Origin of the sequence: Marinobacter lacisalsi (assembly GCF_042651045.1) — a bacterium.
GTDB classification, from domain to species: Bacteria; Pseudomonadota; Gammaproteobacteria; order Pseudomonadales; family Oleiphilaceae; genus Marinobacter; species Marinobacter lacisalsi.
Genome location: NZ_JBHSDI010000010.1, coordinates 26,369 through 39,461, shown reverse-complemented (window position 1 = coordinate 39,461; position 13,093 = coordinate 26,369). Strand labels below are relative to the sequence as shown.

Sequence of the window (13,093 nt, the reverse complement as noted above, 5' to 3'; positions counted from 1 at the left end):
CATGTTCAGCAACGCTGCAACTCACCACAACCACCGGGTGACTGCCGACCTGAAGCACCTGCTGCTGTTACAGGCCCAGGCCCGCACCCTGCAGCTGCCCTCGGCGCGCCGTGCCCTGCGCCAGCGGCGTGGAGGCCATCACTCGGTAATGCGCGGCAGGGGCATGTCCCTGGCCGAGGTGCGTCCCTATCAGCCCGGGGACGACGTGCGCCGCATCGACTGGCGGGTTACCGCCCGACGCCAGGAACCCCATACCCGGGTCTATGAGGAGGAACGGGAACGCCCGGTGCTGATACTGTGCGACCTGGGTCCGGGCCTGTTCTTCGCCAGTGAGGGCAGCTACAAGCAGGTGCGGGCGGCCGAGCTGTCAGCGCTGCTGGCGTGGGTCGCCCACGGCTCCGGCGACCAGGCCGGGGGGATTGTCTTTGGCAGTGATGCCACCGAAATCATCCGGCCATCCAGGCGGCGCCGTTCGGTCATGCAACTGCTCAATGCCCTGGCCGCTCACCAGCGGACACAACCGGCAACGGCGCCGGATGCCGGTAGTGAAGGTCTCAACGAAGCCCTGGCAGAGGCACGCCGTATTGCTCACACGGGCAGCCGCCTGTTTGTTATCAGCGACTTCCAGGGGGCCGACAGTGCTACCCGCTCACTGCTGGCCGGCCTGGCCATGCACAATCAGGTCACCGCCGTACTGCTGACCGATCCACTGGATGATCATCTTCCCGGCCACGGCGATTACGCTGTCGGCGGTGACGCCGGCACCCTCTGGTTCAACGGTGACGACCGGGCACTGCAACGGGCCTGGCGGGAAGGGGCCCAGGCCCGGCATACCGCCCTCGAGGACCTGTTCCGGCAAACCGGAAGCACCATGATGTCACTGGCAACCGGGGAAGACCCTGTCGCCCTGATGCACGGGCTGACCTCAGCGGGAGGGCGACTGCTGTGATGCCTGAAGAGGTTCTGGAACAGCTCAGGGATATCCAGCCACCACCGCCGGCGGGGTTCTGGCCCCTGGCACAGGGCTGGTGGGTATTGGCGGCCCTGGTAATGGTCACGGTGATTGTCGCGATCGTTGTGGGCTGGCGCCGCTACCGTCGCCACGCACCGAAACGGGCCGCGCTGGCCCGGCTCTACCGCTACAGCGTTCCGGACCACCCGGGGCCGGACTGGTACGCCGGCCTCAACCGTCTGCTCAAGGAAGCTGCCCTGGCCCGCCACCCTGCGGAACAGCCCGCCGGGCTCAGTGGCGACCAGTGGGTCCGCTTCCTGGCCCGTACCTCCGGTGATCCCGATCAACCGTGGCAGCAGCTGGTCAACGCCAGTTACCGTCCTCACAGCGAGCTGCCCCCGGCGCAAGCCCGGCAACTGGCGGAACACTGGATACGGAGGCAGTCATGGTGAACCTTGCCTGGCCGTGGCTGCTACTGCTGCTGCCCCTGCCCTGGCTGCTGAAACGGTTCTGGGTAAGCCCCCACGCCACCACGGAACCCGTGGCGGCCCCGGTCCTGCCCATCCAGTCACGGTTGCAGGGGTTGCCCGGGGTCAGCCAGCAGGGGGTAGCACGCCGCCGCTGGCTGACCATAGTGCTGGCACTGGCCTGGGCTCTGCTGGTGCTGGCACTGGCCCGCCCCCAACATGTGGGCGAAGCCACCCAGGAGCCGGTTACCGGTCGCGACCTGATGCTGGCAGTAGACATTTCCCCGAGCATGGAAGAACGGGACATGGTGCTGGGAGGCCGTCGGCTGAACCGGCTGGAAGCGCTGAAAGTGGTACTGGATGACTTTATCAGCCAACGGCAGGGTGACCGGCTCGGGCTGTTGCTGTTCGGCTCCGAGCCCTATATTCAGGCCCCGCTTACCTTTGACCATGAGACCCTCCGCACCCTGCTGTCGGAGGCCGGCCTGGGTATGGCCGGTCGCGCCACCGCCATCGGAGACGCCATCGGGCTGGCGGTCAAGCGTCTGCGAGAGCGGCCCCAGGAGCACCGGGTGCTGATACTGCTCACCGACGGTGCCAACACCGCCGGTAACCTGTCACCGGAGAAGGCCACCGAAATCGCCGCCGACAGCGATGTCCGCATCCATACCATTGGCATCGGCTCGGATTCTTCCGTCCGGCAGGGGCTGTTCGGCAGCCTCCGGGTCAACCCCTCCAGTAATCTCGACGAGGCACAGCTGCGAAGCATAGCCAACGAAACCGGCGGGCGTTATTTTCGTGCCCGCAGCATCGAGGAACTTCAGGGCATCTACCAGGAGATAGATGAGCTCGAGCCCCTGGAACTGGAAGGCAAGCTCTGGCGACCAGTGACCGAACTCTACGCCTGGCCGGCGGGGGCTGCCTTATTGCTGTGGCTGGGTGGCCTTGGAGTCGTCCGGGGTCGCACCCTGGCGGGCCTGACGATGAACCGTGGAGGGCGTCCATCATGAGCGATTTCCAGTTCCTGCGCCCCGCCTGGTTGCTTCTGCTGCTGGCGGCTCCCCTGCTCTACTATCTGCTCCGTTCGCTCGGCCAGGGCGACAGCCGCTGGCAACAGGTGATTCCGCCGGCACTGCTGAAGCCATTACTGCCCGCCGGCGGAGGACGCGGTCATTCGGCCCGCTGGCAGCGGCTGCTGGCACCGGTTCTGCTGATCGTTGCCGCCCTGGCCATGGCGGGCCCGTCCTTCCGCACCGCCCCATCGCCACTGCAACAACAGGACGACTCCCTGGTGGTGGTGCTGGACCTGTCACTTTCAATGCTGGCAAGAGACCTTGAGCCGGACCGTCTGACCCGCGCTATCCGCAAGATACGGGACCTCCTGGCGGCCAGGGAAGGAGCCTACACCGGGCTGGTGGTGTATGCCGGTGATGGCCATGTCGTCACGCCCCTGACCGATGACCGCCGCACCGTGGAAGGCCTGTTATCAGCGATCGACCCGGTTATCATGCCGGCGCCGGGTAATCGTGCCGACCTGGGCGTGGCCCGGGCAGTGGAACTGCTTGAGCAAGGCGCCCCGGGACGGGGTCGGATACTGCTGATCACCGATGGCCTCAACCCACGCTATGCCAGCAATATCCGCAACCGGCTGGCCGATACCACGTGGCAACTGGACGGCCTGCTGGTGGGCACCGAAAGTGGTGCCCCCATTCCGGTGCCGGAGCGGGGCTTCCTGCGGGATGGAGATCAGGTGATCATCACACGGGCCAGCATGGCCGAACTTGAATCCACGGCCCGGGCCATGGGGGGAGAAGCCTTGCCGATGACCACATCGAACGGGGATATCCGGCAGTTGCAGTTACGGGCGGAGGACCACGACCAGTGGCAGAGGTCGGAAGAAGAGCGCACGACCACCCGGCGGCAGGACGACGGCTACTGGCTGCTCTGGCTGGCGCTGCCCCTTGCCCTGGTGGGCTGGCGCCGTGGTTCCCTGACGCTGGTGGCGTTCAGCCTTGTCTGGATGCCCGCGGACCCTGCCCGGGCAGTGGAATGGAGTGATCTCTGGCAGACGCCGGAACAACGTGCGCCGCAGCTGATTGACGAGGACCCCGCCAGGGCTGCCAGCAAACTGACAGACCCGTTATGGCGGGGAACCGCGCTCTACCGTGACGGCCAGTACGAAAGCGCCGCCAATGCCTTTGCCAATAGCGATTCGCCGGCTGCCCACTACAATCGCGGCAATGCCCTGGCACGGGCGGGCATGCCCGAAGCAGCTCTGGACGCCTGGCAAACGGCCCTGGAAAAGAACCCCGACCACGAGGCCGCCCGCCAGAACCGGGACATTGTCCGGGACTTTCTGGAGCGCCAGAAGCAACAGCAAAAACAGCAACAACAGCAATCCGGTCGCTCCGATCAACAGAAAGGACAGGAGGGACGGCAGAATCAACCCTCCCCTGGCGAACAGCCAGGCCAGCAGGACAGCCCCGGCAACCAGCAGGGGGGCAGCGACCAGGGCGGCCAACCCGGCCAGAATGGCGAACAGCGCGAGTCCGGCCAGGGCACTCCGGATGAGCCAGCGGAGTCACAACAACAGGCCGGACAAGGCAACAATGACAACGCCGACCCTGGCCAGCAGTCCGGAGCCCAGGCCGGCCTGGCGGACGGAGAAGGCAGCGATGCCCTGTCCCAGTCCCAGCAACAATGGCTGCGGCGGATTCCGGACAACCCCGGGGGGCTGCTCCGGCGCAAGTTCATGCAACAGTCCCGCAGCCGGACCATTCAATCGGACGAGAACGACACACCATGGTAATGGCATTGAATCGACGGTGGCCAAACGCTTTGCTGGCCCTGCTGGCGTGGCTGCCCCTGATCGGGGTGGCCCAGCAACCCCAGCAGGAAGAGGTGGCTTTCATCGAACTGTCCGCCAGCGAGGACGAAGTCTACGTGCAGCAGCAGTTGCATCTGACGGTCAAGCTCTACTACACCAACCAGGTCATCCAGGGACAACTGAACGACCCGGAGCACCCGGATGCGGTCATCGAAAAACTCGGTGAACAGAAACAGTACCGGGAACTGGTGGCAGGCGAACGCTACCGGGTGGTTGAACGTGACTATGTGATCTTTCCCCAGAAACCCGGACGGCTGCAGCTACCACCGCTGGACTTCCAGGGCACGGCCCGCGATCCACGGGGCCACCATTACCGGATCGCGGATTCAGCGGTGCTGTTTCCGGTGACCGTGAAGGATATTCCGGCCAGCTTCAGCGGCCGTACCTGGCTACCCGCAACCGACGTCTCCCTGGGCGCCAGTGGGCTCGACCGCACCGGCCCGGTGCAACCCGGTGACAACCTGACCCGCACCCTGACACTCACCGCCCGTGGGCTGCCGGCCACTACCCTGCCGGCGCTGCACATAAACTATCCCGATGCCATCAAGAGCTACCCGGAACCGGAGCAGCGGCAGTCTTCGGCGGGGGCCGACGGCGTGGTTGGCGAGCTTCAGCAGACCATGGCTCTGGTACCGGTGTCAGACCAGGGTGGCGACATCACCCTGCCGGAAGTGCGCATTCCCTGGTGGGATGTGGTCGAGGACCGGGAAAAGGTGGCCGTGTTGCCCGCCCGTACCATCCAGCTGGCATCCGCGCCCGTTGCTGCAGAGACGCCCAGGCCCACTGCGGAATCGTTCGATGATGGCAAGGGAAACGAAGGGACTGAACAGGAAGCCTCTCCGGCCGCCCCGACCCAATGGGTGTGGCCCATTCTGGTGGCATTGCTGGCCATCGGCTGGGCGACCACAGTGGCAGCCTGGTGGCTGCAGAGTCGACGCCCTCCTCCGGCAATAGCCAAACGCGAAGGATCAGGTAACGAAACGCAACGGTTCCGGACACTTTGTGACCAGGCCAAAGCACTGGACCCCGCCTTCTTCAATGGCTTCCCGGCGTGGGCGGGGGAACTGACCGCACAACGCTGCCGGACCACCGATGAAGCCCTGGACATCCTGTCCGACAAGCATCTGACCCGTGTGGTCGACGTCTGGCGGGAGTCACTGTTCCGGTCTGCGGGGGGAGCGGCACCCGATGGCAATGAGCTCGCCAGCGCCCTGAAGGACGCCCGCAGGAAATGGCATGACCGTGTATCAAAAGGCCAGAGAGACGGGCGCGCGCTACCGGACTTGTACCCCGAAGGACTGAACCCCTGATAACGCGCTCGGGGTACGGGGAACCAGGTCGGTATAACGTACCAGCCAGAATTAACGCAGCTGTTCGTCGATGGTCAGAACCACCGGCTCGCTGTCGCCACTGACCACGGGCACCGGCTCTTCACGAATACCCTGGTAATCTCCGGGTTGGGGTCTGGCCCCACCGGAGGGGCTGATTCGGGCTGCCAACACCACCTCATCGGCGCCGGAAATCCGGAACTGCGGTGCCATGGCCATACTGTCGTCCAGCCTCAGATCTACCGGCAGATCTCCAGCTGTCAGCCTGGCGACCGCCAGGGGGGCGGTCTGCGAATTGGGTGTGCGGGCATAGACAAACAGGGTCGTATCTGGTGACACTTCACCAGCAAACGAGTCGTCAAGTTCCACCCGTACATTCACCCCCCGGTCAGAAACGTTTTCGCCGGCGGCGGACGTCCGGGGCTCGGCGGTTTCCGGTACCTCCCGGCCCAGGCGTTGGTAAGCCTGCGCCACACCTTCACGGATGGAGGCAATCTGCGGATGGTCCGGCGCCACCTCGATAATCTTTTCCCAGTGGCGGATCGCTTCCTCAAAATTTTCCCGCTCAAACGCATGGATACCCAGCAGCCCCAGGGTGTTCACTTCGTTCGGGTTGAGTTCCCGGGCACGATCCATGGCGTTGGTGACCTCGTCGGTCAGCGCCCCCTGGCTGTCAAAGAACCACGCCTGGGCGGACAGGCCCCAGGCCACCGCCCTGGCATTGTCCTGGTCCACCACGCCCGCCAGCTGCTCGAATGCCCTCGCGGCTTCCGGGTACCGCTCCATACGCATGAAACTGCGACCCAGCATCGCCCATCCGTCCGGATTGTCCGGTTGGGCCTCCAGACGTTCGCGGAGCTGTGAGGTCAGTTGCTCCATCTGGGCCAGACGATCACCGCCTTCACTCTGCTCGATATTCTGCATGGCCTGGTACTGCTCCACCTTCGCCAGTGCACCCCACTCCTGATAAAGCAGCACCACGCCCGCTGGCAATAACACCGCCGCCAGCGCCACCACGGCCCAGGTACTGCGACGACGATGATCCATGCGCAGGTCTTCCGCCCTGACTTCTTTCGGCGCCTGCTCCTCGCCCACGTCATCCAGCATGGCCCCGGCCAGCTCGTCCCGGAGCATGCGGAAGTTCTCCTCGTCGATAGTCCCCTGTTGGAACTCTTCTTCCAGTTCGGTGAGCCGGGTGCGGTATGCCAGCAGGTTCTGGTTGCGGATATCGTCGTTGATGCGACGCTCTGGGCGACCAAACACCAGCGGGTAGAGGATGAAAAGAAGCGCCAGTCCGACAAGGACCGCCGTGATAATCCAGAAAGTATTGGTCATAAAGCTCGTTCAGTTGAATTCGAAATGGGGTATACCGCCCTCAGGAAGACTGCTGCCGAAGCAGCTCTTCCGCCTTGCGGCGCTGTTCCTCGGTCAGTTCCGGTGTGCCGTCGTCTTCACGGCCAGAGCGACGCACGATGGTCACTACCACAACCAGGCCCACCGCAATCACAATCAACGGCAACAGCCAGAGCAGCGCCGTACGGGCATCAAAGGCCGGCTTGTAGTGCACGAATTCACCGAAACGTTCGATCATGGCGTCAACAACGGTCTGCTCGTCGGCGCCTTCCTTAACCATGCGGTAAACCTCATTGCGCATGTCCTCGGCAATGGGGGCATCGGAATCGGCGATGTTCTGGTTCTGGCACTTGGGGCATCGAAGCTCGTTCAGCAGCTCCCGGAACTGCTCGCGCTGGTCGGACGTTTCCAGCGGGTACATATCCCTGCCATCGCCACTATCAGATTGTGCCAGCGTGTGGGGCGCCGTCAGCGCGAGCATCAGGGTGATCAACAGCAACCTCATGGTCATTCCTCCTGATACTTAAGGACGATGGGCTCCAGGTCTTCTTCCCAGACCTTGGGGTTCACCACACCAACATGGCGGTAACGTACGATCCCCTGCTTGTCGACAACGTAGGTCTCGGGCGCGCCGTAAACACCAAGGTCGAAACCCAGGGTGCCCTGGGGGTCAAACAGGGTTAGTTGATAGGGATCGCCAAGGTCCTGCAGCCAGCGCAGGGCGGCGTTACGATTGTCCTTGTAGTTGAGGCCAATGACGGCAACGCCCTTCTCCTCAGCCAGCCACATCAGGTCCTCGTGTTCGTCCCGGCAGGCCGGGCACCAGGTGCCCCAGACGTTGAGCAGTGACACCTGGCCGCGAAACACTTCCGGCGTCAGGGCACGGTCGGGATTCTTCAGGTCTCTCAACTCGAAGGCGGGCACCGGTTTGCCGATCAGGGCCGAGTCCAGCTCCTGCGGATTCTTCCCCAGCCCTGCATACAGGAAAATGCCAAAGGCGACCGCAACCAGTACCGGCAGAAACATCAGCGCCCGCTTCATGCGCCGGCCTCCGCCGGACGGCCATCGGATACCGGAGCGGTGGACGCCTTTTTACGTTCGGTGGCTGTGTCGCGGATCCGGTAACGGCGGTCGGAAACCGCCAGGAAGCCACCAAACGCCATCAGCATGGCGCCCAGCCAGGTCCAGCGCACCAGGGGCTTGTACTGCAGCCGCACTGCCCAGGCATTGGTGTCCACCGGTTCAGCCACCGCCACGAAGATGTCCCGCAGGAAGCCACCATCGATACCGGCCTCGGTCATCATATTCCGCTGGACCTTGTAACGACGACGTTCCGGATACAGCGTGGCCACCGGCTCACCATCGCGGCTGATATCAAAGCGTGAGACCAGGGCCGTAAAGTTGGGCCCTTCCCGCTCGCCCACCGAGGCAAACATGAATTGGTAATCACCCACCTGGGCCACGTCACCCGGCCCCATGCGGACATTGCGTTCAATACCGAAGTTGTTGACCACGGTGGCACCGGCGATCACCATCGCCAGCCCCAGGTGGCCGAACACCATACCGTAGAAGCTGCGGGACTGGCGGCGCAGGCCGTGCAGCCGGCCATGACGGGAGGACGACTTGTTCCAGACGTCCTGCAGGGTTGCCAGGGTACACCAGGACGCCGAGAGCACTCCGAAGAAGGCCCACAGCTGGAGGTCGTCCCAGAAGCCGACGATTCCCGGGGAATCAAAGGTCCCCATGGACAGCACCACCGTCACGGCAATCAGCACACTGCCAATGGAAGGCAATACCAGCTTGCGGGCCAGATAACCCTCATCGGTCTTCTTCCAGCGGGAGACAATACCCGCACCCAGAAGGATACCAACCGCCACCGCAATGGGGCTGAAGGTCAGGTTGAAGAAAGGCTCACCGATGGAGATGTCGCCCAGTTCGAAGTAGTCCGCAATAAGCGGAAAGATGGTACCAACCAGCACCAGTAACATGGCGGCCATCAGCAGCACATTGTTCAGCAGCAGGAACACTTCCCGGGACAGCGGGCCGAACTTCGCGCGGGTGTGCACCACTGGTGCGCGGAAAGCGTACAGGGTCAGGCTGGCAACCACGGACACCGCCAGCAGCCCCAGCAGGAACGCACCACGGGTCGGGTCGGAGGCGAAAGAGTGCACCGAGGTGATCACCCCGGACCGGACCAGGAAGGCGCCCAGCAGACTCAGGGCAAAGGTGAGGATGGCCAGCAGCACCGTCCAGCTCTTGAATGCACCACGCTTCTCGGTGACCGCCAGCGAATGCATCAGGGCGGTACCGGAAATCCAGGGCAGCAGGGACGCGTTTTCCACCGGGTCCCAGAACCACCAGCCACCCCAGCCAAGCTCGTAGTAGGCCCACCAGCTACCCAGGGCAATACCGATCGTCAGGAAGCCCCAGGCCACACTGGTCCAGGGCCTTGACCAACGGGCCCAGGCGGCATCCAGACGGCCATTGATCAGGGCCGCAACGGCAAAGGCAAAGGCCACCGAGAAACCCACGTACCCCATATACAGCATGGGCGGATGAATAATCAGGCCGAAGTCCTGCAGCAGCGGATTAAGGTCAGCGCCGTCTGCCGGGACATTTGGCAGAATCCGGTCAAACGGATTGGACGTCATCAGGATAAACAGCAGGAAGCCAATGGCCACCATGCCCATGACCGACAGCACCTGGGAAACCATCACCGAGGGCAGCCGGCGGCTGAAGGTGGCGACCGCCAGAGTCCAGCCACTGAGCATCAGGATCCACAGCAGCAGCGACCCCTCATGGCCGCCCCACACCGCGCTGAATTTGTAGTACCAGGGCATCAGGCTGTTGCTGTTGTTGGCCACGTAGGCCACCGAAAAATCATCGTGCAGGAATGCCCGGGTGAGGATGCCAAAGGCAATCGCAATGAACACGAACTGCCCTGCCGCCAATGGCCTGGCAAAGGCCTGAAGGCTGTCGCGGGCGGTCAGTGAGCCATACAGCGGGACCACTGACAGCAACACCGAGAGCAGCAAAGCAATGATCAGGGTGACTTGTCCAATTTCCGGAAACATGTCGTTCTCTCTGTCAGGAGTTTCTTGAGTGTTGCCTACGGATCAGTACTCGGGCATCGCCCGGCCCTCTTCAGCGGCCCGGGCCTTCGACCTCTCCAGGGCCCTGCTGACCTCCGGCGGAATGTACTGTTCGTCGTGCTTCGCCAGCACCTGTTCCGCCACGAAGATACGATCCTCGTTCAGTTGGCCGGTGGCCACCACGCCCTGCCCTTCCGCGAACAGATCCGGCAGGATACCTTCGTACCGGACCGTGACAGCAGAGCTGAAGTCGGTCACCCGGAACTCCACCTTCAGGCTGTCGGGGTCCCGCACCACGGAGCCGTCTTCCACCATACCACCGGCGCGGATCCGCACATCGATGGGGGCTTCGCCCTCGGCAATCTGGGTCGGGTCGTAGAACAGGTTGATGTTCTGGCGGAAGGCATAAGTGGTCAACCCGACGGCAACCGACAAGCCGGCCAGGAGAAACAGGATAATGGTGAGCTTACGTTTACGTGCAGGATTCATGGCTTACTGGCTGACTCATTGTGGGAAGATTGGATTCGCTGGAAACTGGCCCCGCCTGATGTCCGGCCCCAGGCAAGGTTCTCGCTTTCCCGGGTGGCATTGAGCTGGTGCTGGAAGCGCTGGGCCCGCACCACCTGACGGCGCTCCAGAACGGAGTACCAGGCCAGCAACCCCAGTAACAGAAAGAACCCACCGTAGCATGTCCAGACATAGGGGCCATGGCCCTCCATATGGATAAATGCGCTTAAAGAGTCGAAGGCCATGGTTCAGGCTCCTCCGGATGTCAATCGGGACTGGCCGCCAGCCTGCACCAGCTCTCGTACCCAGCGGGTACGACGCTCACGGCGAAGAATCTCGGTCTGCATGCGGTAACAGGCGATCCAGCCGAACAGCAGATAGGTTCCCAGCACCACCAGCAGCAGTGGCACCCACATTTCGGGGGGCATGGTGGGCTTGGCGGTTATCTTGAAGGTGGCGGGCTGGTGCAGCGTGTTCCACCACTCCACGGAATACTTGATGATGGGAATGTTCACCACCCCGACAATGGCCAGTACCGCCACCGAACGGGCTGCGGTCTTCTCATCGGAATAGGCAAAACCCAGCCCGATAATACCCATGTACAGGAATAACAGGATCAGCATGGACGTCAGCCGCGCATCCCAGACCCAGTAGGCCCCCCAGGTCGGCTTGCCCCAGACCGCCCCGGTAAACAGTGCCAGCAGGGTCAGCACAACCCCTACCGGCGCCACCGAGCGGACAAACACATCCGCCAGTTTCATTTTCCAGACCAGGGTAATCACGCCGGCAACCGCAACCATCATATAGATCGACTGGGCCAGGAAAGCGGTGGGTACGTGGATGAAGATGATGCGGTAGCTATTGCCCTGCAGATAATCCTGGGGGGCAAACGCCAGCCCCCAGGCGATACCGCCCAGCGTCAGCAACAGGCCTGCGGTCAGCAACCACGGCATGAAGCGCCCGGCAATGCCGTAGAACCACTTCGGTGACCCCAGTTTGTGAAAGAATTGCCACATCGGGTAAGTTCCCCTGATTCAAAACGGTGGCGTCGCCTACGACGCCGATAAACTGATCTTCAGGGCCGCCGCCGCGGCCAGTGGCGCCAGCACCAGGGCCAGTACCAACATGGCGGCCATCAACGCCAGATGCCCGGAGACGTCGGCTCCACTGCTGGCAGCCATCACGGTTCCGGTGCCAAATATGAGCACCGGAATATACAAAGGGATCACCAGCAGGGACAAGAGCACCCCACCGGCCCGCAGACCCACGGTCAATGCCGCGCCGACCGACCCGATCAGACTCAGCACCGGTGTGCCAATCAGCAGCGTTAGACACAAAACGGCGACAGAGTTCCCTTCCAGGTACAACATCAACCCCAGCAACGGCGTCAGTATCACCAACGGCAGACCGGTTACCAGCCAGTGGGCAAGGGTTTTCGCCAGCACCAGCAGGAACAGGGGTTGCGGCTGCAACGCCGTCTGCTCCAGGGTTCCGTCCTCGAAGTCGAACCGGAACAGGTGGTCCAGAGAAAGCATCGTGGCCAGCAGCGCGCCGACCCAGAGAATACCGGCGCCAGCCTCCCGGAGGAACGACGATTCGGGGCTCACCCCCAACGGAAATAGCGCGACCACCATGACAAAGAACAGCAACGGGTTCATCAGATCCTGTTTCTGGCGGACGCTGAGACGCAGGTCACGGCGCATGACCGCCACCATGGCGCGCCACACCCCCGGGGAGGTGGTAACAGGATCCAGCACCGGCACGGTCAGGGGCTGCCTGCTACCCATGGGCCACCTCCCCCGCCGGGTTATGGCTGCTCTCCGCCATCCCGTGACCCAGCCGGATACGCTGCATATTATCCAGCGCCGGCTGATGATGCGTGGTCATCACCACGGCGCCGCCGTCGCGGACCCGACCCGCCAGCAACTGCTCCACCGCCGCTACGGCGTCCACATCCAGGGCCGTAAACGCCTCATCCAGCAACCACAGCGGCTCGTCGGCAAACAGCAATCGCGCCAGCGCCACCCGCCGCTTCTGGCCGGCCGACAGGTGTTCGCAGGGCTGATTCTCCCACGGGCCCAGCCCCACCTGGGCCAGCGCCCGGGACAATACGTCGCGGCTGACCGACTGCCGGCCTGCCACCAGTGCCTGCAGATTTTCCATGGGCGTCAGCACACCCTTGATGCCCGGACGATGGCCAAGATAGAGGATGTTGCGATGCACCGAGTCCCACTGTTTGTGCCGGGGCTGCCCACACCAATAGATCTGGCCGCTCCAGTTGTCGTTGAGACCGGCCAGAATGCGCAACAGAGTGGTCTTGCCCGAGCCATTGGGACCCTCGACACGGGTCAGCGTACCCGGCACTATGGAGAAGCTCAGGTCACGAAACAGCACCCGGTCGTCCCGTTCACATTCCAGGCTCTGTACCTTGAGCAAGTGATCGGCCTGTTGTAGCGGCTCAGTCATCGGGGTCCCGGGTTGCCAGGGGGGCGGGCACGGCCGCCCCG

14 protein-coding genes are annotated in these 13,093 nt (G+C 63.4%); 5 read left to right on the top strand and 9 right to left on the bottom strand.

Going from position 1 to position 13,093, the window contains the following annotated elements; genetic code table 11:
• Nucleotide 1 precedes the first annotated feature (1 nt).
• From ACFOZ5_RS06085 to ACFOZ5_RS06065, 5 genes are read left to right on the top strand one after another with little or no spacing between them, the layout of a single operon-like run.
• Nucleotides 2-949, top strand: a complete 948-nt coding sequence (locus tag ACFOZ5_RS06085; protein ID WP_379886132.1) for a DUF58 domain-containing protein — start codon at nucleotides 2-4, stop codon at nucleotides 947-949.
• Nucleotides 949-1,404 (top strand): DUF4381 domain-containing protein, encoded by a 456-nt coding sequence (locus ACFOZ5_RS06080; protein ID WP_379886131.1) that lies wholly within the window; start codon nucleotides 949-951, stop codon nucleotides 1,402-1,404. The genes ACFOZ5_RS06085 and ACFOZ5_RS06080 overlap by 1 nt, the downstream gene beginning before the upstream one ends.
• Entirely contained in the window at nucleotides 1,398-2,429 is a 1,032-nt protein-coding gene (locus ACFOZ5_RS06075; RefSeq protein WP_379886130.1) for a vWA domain-containing protein, read from the top strand. Before ACFOZ5_RS06080 ends, ACFOZ5_RS06075 begins: the two co-directional genes overlap by 7 nt.
• Entirely contained in the window at nucleotides 2,426-4,228 is a 1,803-nt protein-coding gene (locus ACFOZ5_RS06070; RefSeq protein WP_379886129.1) for a VWA domain-containing protein, read from the top strand. Before ACFOZ5_RS06075 ends, ACFOZ5_RS06070 begins: the two co-directional genes overlap by 4 nt.
• The gene (locus ACFOZ5_RS06065; protein WP_379886128.1) at nucleotides 4,228-5,616 is read left to right on the top strand and encodes a BatD family protein; all 1,389 of its coding nucleotides are present in this window, start codon (nucleotides 4,228-4,230) and stop codon (nucleotides 5,614-5,616) included. Before ACFOZ5_RS06070 ends, ACFOZ5_RS06065 begins: the two co-directional genes overlap by 1 nt.
• A gap of 51 nt (nucleotides 5,617-5,667) precedes the next feature.
• Here ACFOZ5_RS06065 and ccmI read toward each other — a convergent pair whose 3' ends face one another.
• The 9 genes from ccmI to ccmA all read right to left on the bottom strand — a co-directional run bounded on the left by ccmI (nucleotide 5,668) and on the right by ccmA (nucleotide 13,052).
• Nucleotides 5,668-6,969, bottom strand: coding sequence for a c-type cytochrome biogenesis protein CcmI (gene ccmI, locus ACFOZ5_RS06060; protein ID WP_379886127.1), 1,302 nt, complete (start codon nucleotides 6,967-6,969; stop codon nucleotides 5,668-5,670).
• 40 nt (nucleotides 6,970-7,009) lie between these two features.
• Nucleotides 7,010-7,492, bottom strand: a complete 483-nt coding sequence (locus ACFOZ5_RS06055; RefSeq protein ID WP_379886126.1) for a cytochrome c-type biogenesis protein — start codon at nucleotides 7,490-7,492, stop codon at nucleotides 7,010-7,012.
• Nucleotides 7,493-7,494: 2 nt separating this feature from the next.
• Nucleotides 7,495-8,028: a DsbE family thiol:disulfide interchange protein gene (locus ACFOZ5_RS06050; protein WP_379886125.1), complete on the bottom strand. Its 534-nt coding sequence runs from the start codon at nucleotides 8,026-8,028 to the stop codon at nucleotides 7,495-7,497.
• Nucleotides 8,025-10,061, bottom strand: coding sequence for a heme lyase CcmF/NrfE family subunit (locus ACFOZ5_RS06045; protein WP_379886124.1), 2,037 nt, complete (start codon nucleotides 10,059-10,061; stop codon nucleotides 8,025-8,027). Before ACFOZ5_RS06045 ends, ACFOZ5_RS06050 begins: the two co-directional genes overlap by 4 nt.
• Before the next feature lie 42 nt (nucleotides 10,062-10,103).
• The gene (gene ccmE, locus ACFOZ5_RS06040) at nucleotides 10,104-10,568 is read right to left on the bottom strand and encodes a cytochrome c maturation protein CcmE (RefSeq protein ID WP_379886123.1); all 465 of its coding nucleotides are present in this window, start codon (nucleotides 10,566-10,568) and stop codon (nucleotides 10,104-10,106) included.
• Nucleotides 10,565-10,831, bottom strand: coding sequence for a heme exporter protein CcmD (gene ccmD, locus ACFOZ5_RS06035; protein ID WP_379886122.1), 267 nt, complete (start codon nucleotides 10,829-10,831; stop codon nucleotides 10,565-10,567). The genes ccmE and ccmD overlap by 4 nt, the downstream gene beginning before the upstream one ends.
• 3 nt (nucleotides 10,832-10,834) lie before the next feature.
• Nucleotides 10,835-11,602 carry a heme ABC transporter permease gene (locus ACFOZ5_RS06030; RefSeq protein WP_379886121.1) on the bottom strand — a complete coding sequence of 256 codons (768 nt, stop codon included), beginning with the start codon at nucleotides 11,600-11,602 and terminating at the stop codon, nucleotides 10,835-10,837.
• A gap of 36 nt (nucleotides 11,603-11,638) precedes the next feature.
• On the bottom strand, nucleotides 11,639-12,301 hold the full coding sequence (gene ccmB / locus ACFOZ5_RS06025) for a heme exporter protein CcmB (RefSeq protein ID WP_379886398.1): 663 nt from the start codon (nucleotides 12,299-12,301) through the stop codon (nucleotides 11,639-11,641).
• Between the two features lie 64 nt (nucleotides 12,302-12,365).
• Entirely contained in the window at nucleotides 12,366-13,052 is a 687-nt protein-coding gene (ccmA, locus tag ACFOZ5_RS06020; RefSeq protein ID WP_379886120.1) for a cytochrome c biogenesis heme-transporting ATPase CcmA, read from the bottom strand.
• Between the last annotated feature and the right edge of the window lie 41 nt (nucleotides 13,053-13,093).

Bases quoted from the DNA above. Each gene is read 5' to 3' on its own strand.
- ACFOZ5_RS06085 (WP_379886132.1), top strand. From the start codon at position 2: ATGTTCAGCAACGCTGCAACTCACCACAACCACCGGGTGACTGCCGAC.
- ACFOZ5_RS06080 (WP_379886131.1), top strand. From the start codon at position 949: ATGCCTGAAGAGGTTCTGGAACAGCTCAGGGATATCCAGCCACCACCG.
- ACFOZ5_RS06075 (WP_379886130.1), top strand. From the start codon at position 1,398: ATGGTGAACCTTGCCTGGCCGTGGCTGCTACTGCTGCTGCCCCTGCCC.
- ACFOZ5_RS06070 (WP_379886129.1), top strand. From the start codon at position 2,426: ATGAGCGATTTCCAGTTCCTGCGCCCCGCCTGGTTGCTTCTGCTGCTG.
- ACFOZ5_RS06065 (WP_379886128.1), top strand. From the start codon at position 4,228: ATGGCATTGAATCGACGGTGGCCAAACGCTTTGCTGGCCCTGCTGGCG.
- ccmI (WP_379886127.1), bottom strand. From the start codon at position 6,969: ATGACCAATACTTTCTGGATTATCACGGCGGTCCTTGTCGGACTGGCG.
- ACFOZ5_RS06055 (WP_379886126.1), bottom strand. From the start codon at position 7,492: ATGAGGTTGCTGTTGATCACCCTGATGCTCGCGCTGACGGCGCCCCAC.
- ACFOZ5_RS06050 (WP_379886125.1), bottom strand. From the start codon at position 8,028: ATGAAGCGGGCGCTGATGTTTCTGCCGGTACTGGTTGCGGTCGCCTTT.
- ACFOZ5_RS06045 (WP_379886124.1), bottom strand. From the start codon at position 10,061: ATGTTTCCGGAAATTGGACAAGTCACCCTGATCATTGCTTTGCTGCTC.
- ccmE (WP_379886123.1), bottom strand. From the start codon at position 10,568: ATGAATCCTGCACGTAAACGTAAGCTCACCATTATCCTGTTTCTCCTG.
- ccmD (WP_379886122.1), bottom strand. From the start codon at position 10,831: ATGGCCTTCGACTCTTTAAGCGCATTTATCCATATGGAGGGCCATGGC.
- ACFOZ5_RS06030 (WP_379886121.1), bottom strand. From the start codon at position 11,602: ATGTGGCAATTCTTTCACAAACTGGGGTCACCGAAGTGGTTCTACGGC.
- ccmB (WP_379886398.1), bottom strand. From the start codon at position 12,301: ATGGTGGCGGTCATGCGCCGTGACCTGCGTCTCAGCGTCCGCCAGAAA.
- ccmA (WP_379886120.1), bottom strand. From the start codon at position 13,052: ATGACTGAGCCGCTACAACAGGCCGATCACTTGCTCAAGGTACAGAGC.